The organism is Mesorhizobium sp. M0048 (genome assembly GCF_040323405.1).
Taxonomy (GTDB): domain Bacteria; phylum Pseudomonadota; class Alphaproteobacteria; order Rhizobiales; family Rhizobiaceae; genus Mesorhizobium.
Genome location: NZ_JAMYUV010000031.1, coordinates 33,158 through 48,758, shown reverse-complemented (window position 1 = coordinate 48,758; position 15,601 = coordinate 33,158). Strand labels below are relative to the sequence as shown.

General features: G+C 57.2%; 12 protein-coding genes and 7 pseudogenes. 15 read left to right on the top strand and 4 right to left on the bottom strand.

Translation table 11 applies throughout. The features are described 5' to 3' along the window. From NKJ84_RS22430 to NKJ84_RS22385, 10 genes and pseudogenes are all read left to right on the top strand, one after another. A complete protein-coding gene (locus tag NKJ84_RS22430; protein WP_352508278.1) occupies positions 1-630 on the top strand; it encodes a hypothetical protein in 630 nt (209 codons plus the stop codon). Beyond that, positions 606-1,682, top strand: coding sequence for a threonine aldolase family protein (locus NKJ84_RS22425; protein ID WP_352508277.1), 1,077 nt, complete (start codon positions 606-608; stop codon positions 1,680-1,682). Before NKJ84_RS22430 ends, NKJ84_RS22425 begins: the two co-directional genes overlap by 25 nt. An 88-nt stretch (positions 1,683-1,770) precedes the next feature. Next, complete coding sequence (locus NKJ84_RS22420) at positions 1,771-2,784, top strand: threonine/serine dehydratase family protein (protein WP_352508276.1); 1,014 nt, start codon at positions 1,771-1,773, stop codon at positions 2,782-2,784. 89 nt (positions 2,785-2,873) lie between these two features. Continuing rightward, positions 2,874-3,758, top strand: coding sequence for a formyltetrahydrofolate deformylase (gene purU, locus NKJ84_RS22415; RefSeq protein ID WP_352508275.1), 885 nt, complete (start codon positions 2,874-2,876; stop codon positions 3,756-3,758). Between the two features lie 322 nt (positions 3,759-4,080). Next, entirely contained in the window at positions 4,081-5,295 is a 1,215-nt protein-coding gene (locus NKJ84_RS22410; RefSeq protein ID WP_352508274.1) for an aminotransferase class V-fold PLP-dependent enzyme, read from the top strand. A 66-nt stretch (positions 5,296-5,361) separates the two neighbouring features. Continuing rightward, positions 5,362-5,499 (top strand): annotated as a pseudogene (locus NKJ84_RS22405) (IS66 family transposase); the annotation flags it as partial. A 236-nt stretch (positions 5,500-5,735) separates the two neighbouring features. Next, positions 5,736-6,080: pseudogene (locus tag NKJ84_RS22400) on the top strand (IS110 family transposase); the annotation flags it as partial. Between the two features lie 95 nt (positions 6,081-6,175). Continuing rightward, entirely contained in the window at positions 6,176-6,250 is a 75-nt protein-coding gene (locus tag NKJ84_RS22395) for a hypothetical protein (protein WP_352508292.1), read from the top strand. 794 nt (positions 6,251-7,044) lie between these two features. Continuing rightward, positions 7,045-8,043, top strand: coding sequence for an isopenicillin N synthase family dioxygenase (locus NKJ84_RS22390; RefSeq protein WP_352508273.1), 999 nt, complete (start codon positions 7,045-7,047; stop codon positions 8,041-8,043). Positions 8,044-8,748: 705 nt separating this feature from the next. Beyond that, positions 8,749-9,408 (top strand): GntR family transcriptional regulator, encoded by a 660-nt coding sequence (locus tag NKJ84_RS22385; protein ID WP_352508272.1) that lies wholly within the window; start codon positions 8,749-8,751, stop codon positions 9,406-9,408. Between the two features lie 94 nt (positions 9,409-9,502). Here the strand turns inward: NKJ84_RS22385 and NKJ84_RS22380 are convergent. Continuing rightward, positions 9,503-9,613, bottom strand: a pseudogene (locus NKJ84_RS22380) (transposase); the annotation flags it as partial. Between the two features lie 164 nt (positions 9,614-9,777). On the opposite strand from NKJ84_RS22380, the pseudogene NKJ84_RS22375 reads away from it, so the two are divergent. Together NKJ84_RS22375 and NKJ84_RS22370 are read left to right on the top strand one after the other, a co-directional pair. After that, positions 9,778-10,539 (top strand): annotated as a pseudogene (locus NKJ84_RS22375) (DDE-type integrase/transposase/recombinase); the annotation flags it as partial. Between the two features lie 460 nt (positions 10,540-10,999). Next, positions 11,000-11,761 (top strand): CmcI family methyltransferase, encoded by a 762-nt coding sequence (locus tag NKJ84_RS22370; RefSeq protein WP_352508271.1) that lies wholly within the window; start codon positions 11,000-11,002, stop codon positions 11,759-11,761. 163 nt (positions 11,762-11,924) lie between these two features. Here the strand turns inward: NKJ84_RS22370 and NKJ84_RS33290 are convergent. Then, positions 11,925-12,234: pseudogene (locus NKJ84_RS33290) on the bottom strand (IS110 family RNA-guided transposase); the annotation flags it as partial. Here NKJ84_RS33290 and NKJ84_RS22365 point away from each other — a divergent pair. Then, positions 12,226-12,634: pseudogene (locus NKJ84_RS22365) on the top strand (transposase); the annotation flags it as partial. The pseudogenes NKJ84_RS33290 and NKJ84_RS22365 sit on opposite strands and share 9 nt — an antisense overlap. 7 nt (positions 12,635-12,641) lie before the next feature. Here the strand turns inward: NKJ84_RS22365 and NKJ84_RS22360 are convergent. Then, positions 12,642-12,802 (bottom strand): annotated as a pseudogene (locus NKJ84_RS22360) (IS110 family transposase); the annotation flags it as partial. Positions 12,803-13,048: 246 nt separating this feature from the next. Beyond that, positions 13,049-13,948 (bottom strand): LysR substrate-binding domain-containing protein, encoded by a 900-nt coding sequence (locus NKJ84_RS22355; RefSeq protein WP_352508270.1) that lies wholly within the window; start codon positions 13,946-13,948, stop codon positions 13,049-13,051. 183 nt (positions 13,949-14,131) lie between these two features. Here NKJ84_RS22355 and NKJ84_RS22350 point away from each other — a divergent pair, with 183 nt between their 5' ends. After that, complete coding sequence (locus tag NKJ84_RS22350) at positions 14,132-14,329, top strand: hypothetical protein (RefSeq protein ID WP_352508291.1); 198 nt, start codon at positions 14,132-14,134, stop codon at positions 14,327-14,329. Between the two features lie 396 nt (positions 14,330-14,725). Further along, positions 14,726-15,565: a hypothetical protein gene (locus NKJ84_RS22345; RefSeq protein WP_352508269.1), complete on the top strand. Its 840-nt coding sequence runs from the start codon at positions 14,726-14,728 to the stop codon at positions 15,563-15,565. The last annotated feature ends 36 nt before the right edge of the window (positions 15,566-15,601 follow it).

The window sequence follows — 15,601 nt, the reverse complement described above, 5'->3', positions numbered from 1 at the left end:
GTGGGCGCCATTGCTAGAAGTCCGTTCGCTCACCGCTTGACCGGCGCGAGCCAGACCCCGCAGAACGAGAATGTCGTCATCCGTGACCTGTCGACGCTGCCGCGGATCGGCTTCAAGGGTAACGGGACAACGAAATGGCTGAGCTCAAAGGTCAGCGCTGTCCCGCACGCTCCCAACAAAGCCATCACCCTGTCCGATGGCTCTCTCATCGCGCGGCTCGGTAAGGAAGAGTACCTCGTCCTGCCTGACCCCGACGCGGTAGGTAATGTGTGCAGCGACCTGGAGGCAAGCTGGAATGCCGACGACGCCAAGGGTGAGCTTCGAATAGGATACCCGCTTCCTCGTGCTGACAGCCATAGTTGGCTCTGTCTGGAGGGCAGGTGTGTTGCGCGAGTGATGGCGAAGATTTGCGGTGTGGATTTGCGCAGCGATCGTTTTCTCCAAGGTGAGGTCCTACAAACGGTCGTAGCGCGGATCAGCGCGGTTTTGATCCGCAAAATGAACGACGGGCCCTACGGCCTGCACATGCTGACTGATTTCGCCTCGGCCGACTATCTATGGGATGTGCTCCAGGATGCTTCCACTGAGTTTGGCGGCGGCTTTTCTTGGAAACGGGAGGATCTAAAATAGCAACTTATCACTTCAATTCAGACAACGGCGCGCCGGTCTGCGAACAGGTGATGAACGCGCTAGTCAACTGCAACCGAGGCGTCGAGGTGGCCTACGGAGCAGATCGATTCACCGCAACTTTGGCACAGGCCTATTCGACCTTTTTTGAGCGTGAGGCCTTTATTTTTCCAGTGCCTACGGGCACCGCGGGCAATGGTCTTGCGCTTGGCGCCATCACGCCGCCGTATGGCACGATCTTCTGTCACAAGGGCTCCCATATTGTGACGACCGAAGCTGGCGCGCCCGAATTCTATAGCGGTGGTGGCCGCATGACCTTGCTGGCAGGTGAGCACCACAAGATATCGCCTGCCACATTGGAGGACGGCCTACAACGTCACGGTATCGGCAACGTGCATCATATGGCGGTCAGCGCACTCAGCCTCACCCAAGCCACGGAAGCCGGAGTCGTTTATGAACTGGACGAATTACGAGCGCTGAGTGCGATAGCGCATAAGGCAGGCATGAAAGTCCATCTTGATGGGGCACGCTTGGCGAACGCTATAGTGCATCTGGGCGCAACGCCGGCCGAAATGACCTGGAAGGGTGGAGTGGACATTCTCACCTTCGGGACCATCAAGAACGGAACCATGAATGCGGAAGCGGTGATCACCTTCGATCCTGAAATCGCAAAGATACTGAGCTTCATGCACAAACGCGCCGGGCACCTGTGCTCAAAGATGCGCTACATATCAGTGCAGCTCTTGAGCTACCTGAAAGATGAGCTCTGGCGCCGAAATGCTCTGCAGGCGAACCGGAACGCCGCACGAATAGCAGATGCTTTAAGACCGTGTCCGGGTGTTGAGCTGGTTCATCCAGTGCACATTAATGAGGTGTTCGCCATTCTGCCGCCGAGCCTTCTGGAAGCACTCCGGGACAAGGATATCAACCTAAGGCCGTGGAGCTTTCCTCGCAAAGGTCAAGGCTTCCGCATGGTGATGTCCTACTGCGACAGCACAGAGCAAATTCAGCGATTTGAACAGGTTTGCCGCGAGCACGGACCTTCCAAGGCTTAGAGCCCACCCCGGGTTCACCCGCTGATTGCGCGATGTGATCAACGAGCGGCAACGAGAATTTACTAGCTCCTAGTTGGAAAGCAGCGCGATGCTCGAATATGAAATGATTGTTCATGCCGCCCGGGTTCTCGAGGGCGTAACACGGGTTACGCCTTTGCTCGAATCCGAACTTCTCAATCGCCGTCTTGGTTTCCGCTTCCTCGTAAAAGCCGAGTGCTTGCAGCGTACCGGATCGTTCAAGATTCGTGGAGCTTACGTCAAGATCGCGTCGTTGAGCAAAAAGGAGCGCGCGGCGGGTGTCGTGGCCTTTTCATCCGGCAACCATGCTCAAGGGGTGGCTGCCGCGGCTGCGGAAATGAATGTCCCATCGACCATAGTCATGCCGCAGGATGCACCGGCCGTGAAACTGCGCAACACTGCCCAGTATGGGGCCAAGGTAATCACATATGATCGCGCAACCGGCGACAGGGCCAAGATTGCACTAGATGTGGCCGAGCAAACGGGGGCGACGTTGATTGCCCCCTATGATGATTATGTTTTGATGTCGGGGCAGGGGACCGTTGCACTGGAAATCGTCGATCAACTGGCGAAACTGAAAACGTCCGCAAACGCTCTGGTATGCCCCGTTGGTGGTGGAGGGCTGATCGCTGGCATCGCCACCGCCATGGCAGAGCTGTCCCCGGCGACCACTATCTCCGCGGCTGAGCCGGAACATTTCGATGACACCAGGCGATCGTTGATAGCAGGCGAGCGCGTTGGAAATGGACCCGGGTACAACTCGATCTGCGACTCGATTGTAACCCAAATTCCAGGTGAGAAGACCTTTCCGATCAATCAGAAACTTGTCTCCCACGGCTGCGCAGCATCGGAAGCTGACGTCATTTGCGCGATGCAACTATTGGCGGATGAGATGAAGATCGTTGCCGAACCCGGTGGAGCAGCTGCGGTTGCCGCGGTCCTGCGGCACCGCGAAATGTGGAGCGGCAAGACGGTCGTTGCAGTGGTATCCGGGGGGAACGTGGACCTGAGCGCCTGGCGCGAATTTCTGAATGGGCCTCCTGCCGCCGCTGGATCGCATCGTTGTCCTGATCGGGTGCAATAGGCCGCCCGAAAAGCCACAAGCCATTTTAGCGGCCAACTTCCCGCTTCACAAAGACCGGGACCCTTCCCGAAAACCTGTAAAGGCAACGAATGACCACTTTTATCTTGACGGCAACGTGTCAATCAACGCGAGGAATAGTAGCCGCCATCTCCGGTTTTCTCTGCGAAATGGGCTGCAATATCGTCGATAGTTCGCAATTCGACGATCTCAGCACTGGTCGCTTCTTTATGCGCGTCTCCTTCATATCAGAGGAAGGGAAAGGAGCCGAAGCGCTTGCCGAGGGGCTAAGGCCGATCGCCGAAAAATTTCACATGGAAGCAGAGCTTCACATCCAGACGCAAAGGATGAAAGTGCTGTTGATGGTCTCGGCGTTTGGGCACTGCCTCAACGACCTTCTGTACCGTTGGCGGATCGGGGCACTGCCGATCGATATCGTCGGCGTCGTCTCGAACCACTTCGACTACCAGAAGGTAGTGGTAAATCACGATATTCCCTTCCACCACATCAAGGTGACGAAGGAGAACAAACCCCAGGCTGAAGCGCAGCTCATCGATCTTGTCGAGCAGACGGGTACCGAGCTGATCGTTCTCGCCCGCTACATGCAGGTTCTTTCAGACGCAATGTGCCGCAAGATGTCGGGCAAGATCATTAACATCCATCACTCCTTCCTGCCGAGCTTCAAGGGAGCTAATCCCTACAAGCAGGCGTATGAGCGCGGCGTGAAGCTGATCGGTGCCACGGCGCATTATGTGACGCCGGATCTTGATGAAGGGCCAATCATTGAGCAGGACACGGTGCGCATCACGCACGCTCAAAGCGTGGAAGACTATGTCTCAATGGGCCGTGATGTTGAAAGTCAGGTCCTGGCACGCGCGATCCACGCCCATATCCATCACCGCGTCTTCATGAACGGCAACCGCTCTGTCGTCTTCCCGGCGAGCCCAGGAAGCTACGCATCGGAGCGCATGGGTTAAATTCGGCCCCGCCTGAGGGCGCCACTTTTCGTGAGAGGGACCGTCCACAGCCTATTTGCCTGCGATTCATGCCTCGCGCTGGGCTGTGCCTCTTCCTGCGCTGCAGAATGCGCCTTTATTGCTGATGCGGCGATGCTGTTCGCCAAAGAATCGTCGGTTCAGAAATAAACGTGCCCAAGAGGGAATGTCGTTCCACATGCTTGAGAGATCGCCCAGCCCATCCGGAAATCTTCCAGCACAGTCCAGATGAGCAGGCGTCAAAGGTCTTGATTCCGACACCCGATTGTATCGCAATGGTGGGCCTGGATCGGGGCGGAAAACAGTGTCGTTCCTGGCGCATTGTTCGAGCGAACAATTTCGCTCCTTAGATTTCGAACTGTTGCTTGCATCAAGCGATCTCGTGGGAGGTAACGAAATGGGGGCGGGCAGTCTTATCCCAAAGAGTGAATTCATCGGACTTGAGAACGTGACCCACCTGGCCGCGGGTGGTGAAACGCCGGTTCTGATCAGCAATGCTGCAGCGGTGACACGATTTATGGTCGACAAGGGTGTTGGCATGCCGGGGCGCGATCGAATGTTTGCGACCGCGACCAGGGCAAGGGAGCGCCTGGCCAGCCTCCTCGGCGCTAGATCGCAGGAGATTGCGCTCCTGTGGAACGCAACTGCGGGCCTCCACGCGGTCGCTATTGGAATAGACTGGCGTCCGGGCGACAACGTCGTCGTCGGTGCAAGTGAATTCGCATCTCTTCTTCACATTTGGCAGGCTGCTGGGATCGAACTGAGGAGAGTTGGGGCCGGCCCTTGCGCCACATTAGATGAGGTTGCCGATGCGGTGGATTTACATACACGAGCAATCGTAGTCAGTCACGTTAGCTACCTTACCGGAGTGCGAAGCGATCTTGCTGCTCTAAGAGAGATTGCCGACAGGTGTGGAGCGCGGCTCGTTGTCGATGCATCGCATTCGCTCGGCGTCGTTCCTGTAGACGGTTCGCTTTGCGACGTCGTTGTTTCCTGTTGCTATAAGTGGCTGCTGGGAACGCATGGGGTCGGAGTGTTCTTCGTAAACTCCAAACGATGGCACCAACTCGAACCAAAGGCAGTCGGTTGGAACTCGGTTATCCACGAGGCGGACTGGCGCCAACGGACCAGCTTGCACTTGAAGCCTACAATAGAGAAATTCGAAGGAGGCAACCCCAGCTTTATGAGCATCTACTATCTTGAGAACGCGCTGGTAACGCTCGAGGAAATCGGAATCTCCAGGATTGAATCGCATGTTCTTGAGCTTGGCCGAGCGCTGCTTGACGGGCTTAATCGTTTGGGCGTTGATCAGCTCACACCTGCGAGACCAGCGGAAAGGGCCGGCAATATATCGATTGCAACGCCCCATTCCGAACAATTGGAAGCGCGGTTGCGCGAGCGCGGAGTTTTGACCTGGGGCGGCGATGGGCGACTGCGCATCTCGGTCCACGCCTACAACGACCTGGCAGACGTGGATCGCGTGCTGGAGGAGATAGAGGCGCTTGGACTATTTTCCTAAGTGTCTATCGATGGGAAGCGCGTCCTTCGTTCCTCTCACGCATATAGGTTCGCATAGGCGCTCGGCCTTAGCCAGAAGACCAAGCTCGCCGAGGCGATCCGGTACACGCTCTCCCGATGGGAAGGACTCACACGATTCCTCGATGATGGACGCATCGAGCTCGACTCCAATACCGTCGAGCGGTCGATCCGCCCAATCGCAATGCCTGATTCATTATGCTGCTCCTTTTTTAATGGCGGAAAACAGGGATTTCTGGTCTTGGTCGGTGACGCGACACGGGCCTTTAGTGAGCGATGCGGGCGCAGGTGCGGCGTTCGGCCTTCCAGGACTTCGCCTTGTAGTGGGTCTCGGCATAGCCGCGCAGCAATGGCTTGCGCTCGAGCGCGCGGCAGGTGCGGATATCGTCGGAGATCTGGACACCGGACGCTGCTCATGAGGCTATGCGTGACCTGATCCGCGCCCGCGAGGCTGCGGTGAAGGATCGAACCCGCAAGCGGCAGGAGATTCGATCCTTCCTGTTGCGACATGGCAAGATTTATCCGGGCTTGAAGGCCTGGGGAACGAAGTATCTCAAATGGCTGCATGGACTGAGTTTCTCATACCGCAGTCAGCAAGCTGTCCTGCAGGAGTTGATCCTCGCAGAGTCGCAGTGCCGGGAAAGAGTAGCACGCCTGGAAAAGGCAATCGAAGACGGCCTGCTCGACTGGCCACTCGCGCCGGTAGTCGAACGCTTGCAGGCTTTGCGTGGGGTCCAGCTCATTTGTGCGGCTACCTTCATGGTCGAAATCGGCGATGTACGCCGCTTTGCCAACCCGCGACAACTGATGGCTTATCTGCTTATCTCGGACTTGTCCCCTCGGAGCGCTCGACCGGGGACGCCGTGCGACGGGGCGGTATCACAAAGAATGGGAATGCCCGAGTGCGCCGCGTCTTGGCCGAGAGCGCCTGGACTTAGCGCTATCCGGCCAAACTGTGGAAAAGGAAATACTTCGAAAGCCGCCACATGCCTGAAGTCGTGCGAGACATAGCGTGGAACGCACAGGCGCGCTTGACCAAGCGCTACAGGGCCCTGATCGCGCGTGGCAAGCGCAGCACCGTGGCCGTGACCGCAATAGCTCGGGAACTCGCTGCTTTCATGTGGGCCATCGCCCGAGCGGATGAGCAGCAGGCAGGAACCTGATCCTCGGTCGCAACGAAATAATCATCGCGCCTATCGGCGGGGACGTGGCATTGAATGGGGAATTCCCGGCACCGCTTTGTGGCCGGCAATGCCGACGCCCGTTGTAAGAGAGGACCAGCCCCGGACGGATACATGGACATGCGGTAACCAACCCGCGCATCAGAGCTTGTTCACCTGCGTCCCAGGCCACGTCTCCACCGATAGGCGCTCAATCAATGAGAACCCGACCGAGCAAATCGGTGTCGGGTGGATTACTGCGCAGATCGCGCCTTGCAAAAGGACATCAGAGCGGTGCGCCAAGGCACCTTTCCCGAAATCGTCTTGATGGTTAAGTCGCTCGTTGGTCGGCGCGCCGGCGCCGATCACTGTGGGTTGTAATGGGTGACGTAGTGGAGTTCGCAAACTACCTGGCTCTCTTTTGTCGCAAGCGTTACAAATTTTCGCTGTAGTGCCTGCAGGAACGGGCAAGTAGATGCCAAGCCATTCAAACAAAACCGATTTTTGATCTGGCACGACTTTTGCTGTTTGGACGGTGCTCGTAACTCCTAAAAAATAATTGGAGAATGTCCATGACCAAACCCGATCTCGACGACAGGCTTCGCGCGCAACGCCAATCCTTCGACAAAATACCTGTTGTCGATGTAGGGCCGCTTCTGGATAACAGCGACGTTCTGGGCGTGGCAAAGGCAATCCGCTGGGCCTTTGCGAACGTTGGCTTTATGTACGTAAAAAACCACGGCCTGCCAGCACAATTGGCGGACGATACCTTCGCGCAAGCCCGCGCGTTCTTCGACCAGCCGCTTGAAGAGAAGATGAAACTTCACATGGTCAATTCGGGAGTTGCATTGCGCGGTTACGTGGAGATTTTTGGCGAAAACACAGATCCGACGAACACAAAAGATTTTAAGGAGTGTTTTGACATCGGCCCTGAACGATCTACCCTTGAGCGCCCCTTCTTCGGTCCGAACCAGTGGCCGTCGGCGCTACCGGGGTTTCGTGAGACTGTATTTGCGTATCACCAGGCAATGAAGGACTTCGCGACAGAACTTCTAAGAGGAGTCGCGCTGAGTCTCGACCTTCCCCGGGATTTTTTTGATTCCAGGGTAACGGATCCGATTACCTATCAACGTTTGCTTCGCTACCCGACGCAGTCGGGGCGGGTGGAGGAGAAAGTCATTGGCATTGGCGCGCACGTCGATTACGGAAGTCTCACGATACTTACCCAGGACAGTGTCGGAGGGCTCCAGGTCATGAATCGTGAAGGGGTCTGGGTTGAAGGAGTGCCTATTGCCGGGACTTTCGTCATCAACATCGGTGAGCTTTTGCAGATACTAACCAACGACCTGTACATCGCCAACTTTCATCGGGTGGTGAACACGTCCGGGCGGGAGCGTTATTCGATACCGTTCTTTATCGACGCAGATTATGATGCCTTGGTAGAGCCGCTTGAGAGGTACGTGTCTCCATCGAACCCTTCGCGCTATTTGCCCGTCACCTGCGGAGCGCATAAATTCAAACGGTTCGTAAAGACCTTTCCACATCTGGAAAGGGTGGGCCTTGAACAATGAGGAGAGGGTTTTGAGCTCCATCGGCGGATCTTGCATGGCGGCGACGAGCAGCCACAAAACACTACGGCTGAACCAGTTGAGTATATGGTGAAGTTGCAGCCGGCCGCGGCTGGGAATGCGTTGACTACGTCTCCCTGCCGCCCGTCAAGGTAGCTGCGGCCCATGCGTCGCTCGACTTTGATATGGCCGCTGACGGCTTGATGGCGGAGCGGCGGTGCATTTAGCGCTTGATGGCCGGGGTGATGCGGCATTTCTAGCCGTTGGTCAAGACTCCAAGTTTTGACTCTGCGGCCCGTAATAGCTGAGATAGACGGCGCCGGCAGGGGCTCGGCTGATCTCGTTGCCGATGGTCCATTCGGGATGACGAGCGTGTGCGGCCATGACCTGCCACGGTTAATTCCCTCGATCTGAAACTAAATTTAGTGTTCGACCTCGATTGAAGGACGAACTGATGAAGAGAAAGCGGTTTACGGAAGAGTGGATCATCGCGGATCTGCGCGATCATAAGGGCTGCGCCAGCGGCACCAGCTAATGGTTTATGTTGATGGCCTGATCAGAACCGCGTGCGTCACGCCGTAGCGCCAAATATACTGGCAGTTACGTTATCGTACATAGTTCGCTGGTTATTTTGGAGATATCTTTTTGAACAGATACAACATTACAGAGGTTCCGGAATTAGTAAATCAGAGCCAAAACAGCGGCCGAATGACAAAGACCGATATTTATCATGCACTACGGCACCGGATCTGTTTTCTCGACAACCAGCCCGGCTGCCGGTTGAACGAGCGCGAGCTCGCGGCTGAATTCGGAGTCAGCCGCACGCCTATGCGTACCGTCTTGCAGCGCCTCGAGTACGACGGCCTTATAGTAAGCCAGCATGGAACCGGAACGGAGGTTACATCCATCGACCTAAGTTCGATCCGCGATATATACGTCGTCCGAATGCGACTGGTGGATGCTATGGCGGAGTCCGAAGCGCTTCCTATTACTAGCCAAACTCTTCGAGACTTCAACGAACTAGAAGAATCTTGCCGTGCGCTTCTTCATCAGGGAAATAAGCGGCAGTTCGCCGACATTATCATTCGTCAGCATGGTATCCTCCATGGCCTGAGCCGCAACGCACCCCTTAGGCATTTTAGCGACATTTTGTTTTTTCGGTCGGCACAATTCTGGTTCCAATTGCTCGAACGGATGGACTTCGCGCGACAGGTTAGTGATTTGCTGAATGAGCTTCGTATGATCCGCACCGCCCTTGAATTGCGGGATGTGCGGCTGGTCGCGACCATTCACAAGGCGCATCTGGCAATAGTTCTATCACGATTAAATACTATGTATAGCGGTAAGGGTGAATTCTCCAACGCCTGAAGGCGGTGGCTTCAGGTTACGACTTAAAACCGGATCGGCCCGCCCTTGGGCAGTTGAGGCGGACAGGGAACGAACTCACGTCAGATTGAAGGTGTCGTCGCGCTTGGGTGGCAGTTGGCTCTCCTAAGCGGGCCTTCCAATTGTAAATCGAGGCATCGCTCACCCCGTGCTAGCGGCACACATCCGCGACCGAAACGCCGGCTTCCGATCATGCGAACTCGTCCGGACCGCGCCCTGCACCGAGCGCTCGCCATTCCGTGGGGGCTCAGCCTTAGGCAGCCGACTAACGGAAGTCTTTTTCGTCAACCCACATACGACGAAGTGTGACCGCCATCCGAGCGCGACCTTCGCACATCGGCACCCGTCCGAATGAACATCCTTAGGAATGCCCGTCTGACGCCGCTGCGTCGAGAGGAAACGGCGCTGTCGGTCATAGAAGGCAGCCTTTCCAAGCCCAGGCGGCGGTCACGGCGAAGGTCGTGGCGCGTTGGGTCGAGCGCTATAAAACTGAAGGCCGGGCCGGCATGTCCGACCGCTCGTCGCGGCCCAAGCATAGCCCTAGATGCCACCGAGCAGGGATCGTCGAGCGAATCGTGGCGCTGCGGCGTCAGCGCTTCGCCGGCCAGCACATTGCGCATGAGGTTGGCGTTTCGCCAGCGACGGTGAGCCGGGTGCTTGCACGCGCCGGCCTTTCGCGATTGGCGGACTTGGAGCCGGCCGAGCCGGTGGTGCGCTACGAGCGCGAGCAGCCAGGCGAAATGATCCACATCGACATCAAGAAGCTCGGCCGCTTCAAGCGCGTCGGCCATCACGGGTGATCGCAAAGGCCAGAGCCGCGGCGTCGGCTGGGAATTCGTCCACGTCGTCATAGATGACGCCTCGCGCATTGCCTTCTCGCAGATACTGCCGGATGAAAGAAAGGAGAGCGCCGACGCCTTCCTCCAGACGGCGCTCTCCTATTATGCCGCTCTCGGCATCGCCGTCGGCCGCGCCATGACCGACAAGGGCTCCTGCTACAGATCCAGGGCCTTTGACAAGGCTTGCCGCAAGCACGGCCTCAAGCACGTCAGGGCCAAACCCTATACCCCGAGAACCAAGGAGCAGGCATCACGATGCACCTTGTTGGAGTGGTTGAGCGACGATTAATCTGGGTGGACGACCACTATCGACTGCCGGCGCCTTTTTCGAGTCTGACGTTGCCCGGCGGTTCGTACAAGTATCGAATGTTGGTGGCGTATCGATGGGCTTGAGAATGCCCTTTCGCCCGAGTTGGTGAACGGTCGAGGCGCACACGCCTAGCCGCGGGGCTATTTCTTCGCCGGTCAGCATACCGCTTTCCCGCAGCCGTTCGTACCAGTTACCTGCGCTATTGGTACGGCCACAACCGCGACGGCTCGCCACGAGCCGCGGACCACCTGATTCGCGGCTGCGGACAGCGGCGGTGCTACAGCGACGCCCTTACGCGCTTTAGCCCTACTTGATTTGGTGGCTCCCCAAGGGAGGAAGGCCGTGATTTGGTTGGTTGTAGGGGAGGACCATTCGAGCTTCCCCCCTAAAGAGACAATAACAGACGCGGTATGGAGATGGACCTATGAAACTCGCTTCCGGATATAAGGCTTTTTGGGAAGCCGCCCACAAGAACTACCCGGATCAAACGAAGCCGGGTGGAAATCTTGATTGGATAATCGAAATTGGCAGCGTTGTGAATGCTGAGTGTTCCGACCGCTTTGCAAAGCCATCGGCACGAGGATGGAACTCGTATTTTCATGCAAAGCTTTTTCCTGACCGATCTACAAAAGTTGGGGCCTTGGCACAAACGTACAAAGGGTTACTCAATGTCAAGTCCCCTTTTGATCTACATTTGTATACGAGGCTTATTTGGGAACTTCAGCCGCAGACAATTCTGGAACTTGGTTCGCTTCAGGGCGGCAGCGGACTGTGGTTTGCTGATCAATTGTCTGTGTTATGCGAAAACAAAGGTCAAGTTCATTCTTTTGATATTAACACAGAATGTATCCACCCAGACGCAAATCATCCAATGCTTAAATTTCATCAAGTCGATCTCTCAAACGTTGCCAATTTCGACGAAAATCTTTTAATTAATCTGCCTCATCCGTGGCTTGTAATCGACGATGCACATGTACAGGTATTTCCAGTATTTTCCTACTTGGGACAATTCCTTGTATCTGGAGATTATTATGTGATTGAGGATGACCCAATGCGTGCAGATAAAGAGATTCTCGATGGCTTGGAGTTGGTCGAGAAATCTGGATTTCTAATTGATACTTATTACACCGACGCGTTCGGGACCAATTTAACTTGCGCTCCGAATGCATGGCTTCGAAAGTCGTAAGGCTGGGCTGATAGGTTGCCGGGTTAACAAGAGACCATGCTCTTCATTTTTTGCGTGGCAGGGTTTGGCTTTGGCTCGGCCCAGAGAGCACGTTCATTGAACCCGGAACCGGTTAGCGGATAGATCGGGATAGGGAATGGCTTGCGGCGCCGCCCCTCACACATCAGCGGGCATACGGGTCGGCACCACGCGATAGCAGCTTGCGGGCGAGCGCAACGATCATCGCCATTCGCGTGCGGGTCCGACCGTCAGCAGCGCGCTCCCGGTGCCACGCCAACCAAGGCGCTCTCCTTCTGGAAGACAAGAAACCGCCAAGCCAGTTGGACCATGCCCCTGCGGACGCGGGCATTGCCGGCACGCGATGATCCGCGCTGGTCGACGTGACCCCCTCTCGTCAGGAGATCCGGTAAGCTCGGCGTAGCGAGCGACAGCAATATCTGGTGAACCAACATGTCGGCCGTCTCAACGCCGACGGCTGGTTCGTCAGTGCGATCCTGGACCGGCCAAGCGGCCGAGTGGGGCAGAAATCCGCTTCCCCCTGCGCCGCCTGGTGCGGGCGATCCGGAGCAATTGGCCGAACTCCCGGATCCTGATCCGGGCCGATAACCGGTCCGCAGGTCATCGACTGGTGCCGCGCTAACGATGTCGACTTTATCCTCGGCCTGGCGCCCACCACGACCTTGAGCAAGCATGTCGCGGACCTGGAGACCAGCACGACAGCGCGCTTCGAAGGGTCGGCGAAGATGGGCAAGGTCCGGAGGTTCAAGGAGTTCATTGACGGCGCCCCCGGCTGGAGCCGCGTCGAGCGCATCATGGCGCGGGTCGAGGTCGGCGCCCAAGGTGCCGATACCCGACTTCATCGTCACCAATCTGGCCAGCGTGCCTCGAGGGCAATAGCGGTCGGCTGCGCCTTCTCGAAAACTTCACCATCTCCTTGCGCGAGAGCTTCTTGCGAAGCACAGGCTGCTCGCTCGAATTCACGCCATGCAATTGAAAAACGTTCTTTGACGCATCCATACCAATTCGGGTAATCTCTTCCACGGACGGTTTCCCTCGATTGAGAACTGCAACGAACTCAATCTGGCACATCGCGATGCCGTTGGAGCCGTCCAACCCCAACATGTAAGGAACTGTGGGCGGTTGGTGACGGAGGCTCTCTGAACGGGCCGCAACCGCGCCACAGAAAGTGCCCGTTTGGTAGGTCGCAACGTGACCGCCCCTCCTCAGTTCCTCATGCTCTCCTGATAAGATCGCTGAGCACCGAAACGCGGCTCAGCGCAAGGCTCACTAGAACTTGCCGGTTTCCCTGACCACTTCGAAGGTTGCGCGGATGTGGTCCGCTACTGCCTTGACCGGAGCGCTGGCATCCGGCGCCACTACCATGGCGAGATTGTAGGTGCCGATATCCGGCATGCCATCCTTCGGGCAGAGCTCGACCATGTCGTTGCCGAGGAAGGATTTTGGCAGCGGCGCGACGGCAAGGTCGGCCATGATGGCGGCGCGCTGGCCGGCAGTGTGCGCGCTCATATAAGCGATGCGATAGTTGCGGCCCTCGCGGCCAAGCGCCTCCAGGGCGCCGGCCCGCCAGGCGCAGCCTTCTTCCCACAGCGAAACCGGCAAGGGTTCGCGCAGATGCGCGCAGCCGCCCTTGGCGCCGGCCCAGACGATCGGCTCAGTGAGCAGCACCTCGACGCCGAGCGTACTGGTCTTGTATGAGTTGGTGAGCAGCGTGATGTCGAGTGCCCGATCGTCCATGCGCCGGCGCAGGTTGACGCTCTGGTCGATGGTGACGTCGACCGCGATGGAAGGATGCGACTGTGCGAATCGCTTCAGCACATGCGGCAGCACACGTTCGCCATAATCGTCCGGCGAGCCGAGCCGCACCACCCCGACAATGTCTGGAATGATGAACTTCGACACCACCTCGCGATTGATCGACAGCAGCCGGCGCGCATAGCCGAGCAGCATCTCGCCATCGGTGGTCAGCGTCACCGAACGGGCGTCGCGCGCGAACACCGAGCGGCCGAGAATGTCCTCCAGCTTCTTGATCTGCATGGAGACGGCCGACGGCGTGCGGAACACGGCATTGGCGGCCATGGTGAAGCTGCCGGTCTCGGCAATGGCCACGAAAGTGCGCAAGACATCGAGATCGAGTAGCGGCAGTGGATCATTGAGTGGGGCGTTCATTGGGACCAGACTTCAATTTTTCTGATGCGAACGGTCATTCCGTTTCGTTTGATTGAACGTCGCTTTGGGAGGATAGTCAACTCCATCGAAGGAGCAGGCATCGATAGCGGCCATGAAACGACCACGGCACAGACGAGCAATAAACATGCCGGCCCGCCGCGACCCAACCTGAAGGAGAATGAAATGTCTATCCTGTCATCCCTTGGCCGCCTTGTGACCGAATTCAGCGCAGCCCGTGCCCGCTACCAGACCGAGCGTGCCATCCATTGGTTGCCGATCGAACTGCAGCAGGACATCGGCTGGCCCGAAGCCGCCAACACCAGGACAGGTGCACGCAGGTGGCGTTGGTTGGAGCGCAGTAAATCGTGCGTACTGGCTTAAGGCAGATTGCTATCAACCTGGAGGAGAGGAGCACAACGACTTGTGCTCAAAGCCGCCGGAAAACCAGATGTATGACCGCCCAGCTAGCAGAGCTTGACGCTGAACCAATTCCTGGAAAGGTGGCGGGCGTCGACAGCTAGGCGCCGGTTGTCGAGTATGCGACGCAATGATTTCGGCTGGGCTCTCGCCGCAATCGCATGTAAACCATTGATAGCAATGGAGAAAAAATCCCATGCTGTTTCTGCGCGGCTGGCACGACTTTTGAAGCTCCTTCGTCGCGGCATGGCTACCTGTCGGGATCACATCGCGATCAAAGGAGCGAAGGAAGGAAAGCAGCATGTCAGATCCGTGTCAGATAGTCGGCTGTGACCCCAAGGCCACTGGGCAGTCAGGGGAATGATGGCGCCATCAGGTGCAGGGCGCGCCAACATTCAGGGGGCGAAGCATGATTTCGCGGCAGCCTATAATTCCAGGTGGCCGCACGCCTATTTTCGCGCGCATCTGTCCTTAGACTATGTGATTCCAGATCGGGCCAAGCCCGTTTTCGAAAGGATCTTCGCCGATTATCGACGCGTTCGAAAGAAAACCAAGTTGAAGATTATCGATGTCGGTTGCTCCTATGGCATTAACGCCGCCTTACTCCGCACCGATCTCAATCTCGACGATCTGTATGCTGCCTATCTGAGACCTAGCGGATCGCTCTCGCGCCGGCACGAGATCGAGCATCGAGCCTTCTTTCGCAATCGCGGCCTCCGTGACGACATCCAGTTCGTCGGCGTGGACCCATCGTTCCGGGCTGTTCGCTATGCGCAAGTTCTGGGCCTGCTGGAAGCCGGTATCATGGCTGATCTGGAAACCCGTGACTTGACGGTCGAGGAACGCTGCGATCTCGCGGGTGCGGATATCGTCATCAGTACAGGCTGTGTGGGTTACGCCACAGAGCGAACATTTGCGAGCGTGTATGAGGCGTCGGCGACGTCACGCCCGTGGGTCGTTGCCTTCGCAATGCATCCCTTCAGCTATGACAATATCGCAATGGCCCTTCGGGATTTCGGACTGGAAACCAGGCTTGTAGACCGCTTCAGACAGCGCCAGCGCCGCTTCTCGACAGTGAGGGAACGTCGGGCCATCCTAACCGCAATGACCAAGCTCGGCATGGAGGATCGCTTGGAGCGCACGACTGGCTATATTTACGCGTCCTGCCATATTTCCGCACCGCCTAGCGAATTGGTCTGAGCCCTGTCAACGGGCACGAGCGCTAGTTCAGCATAT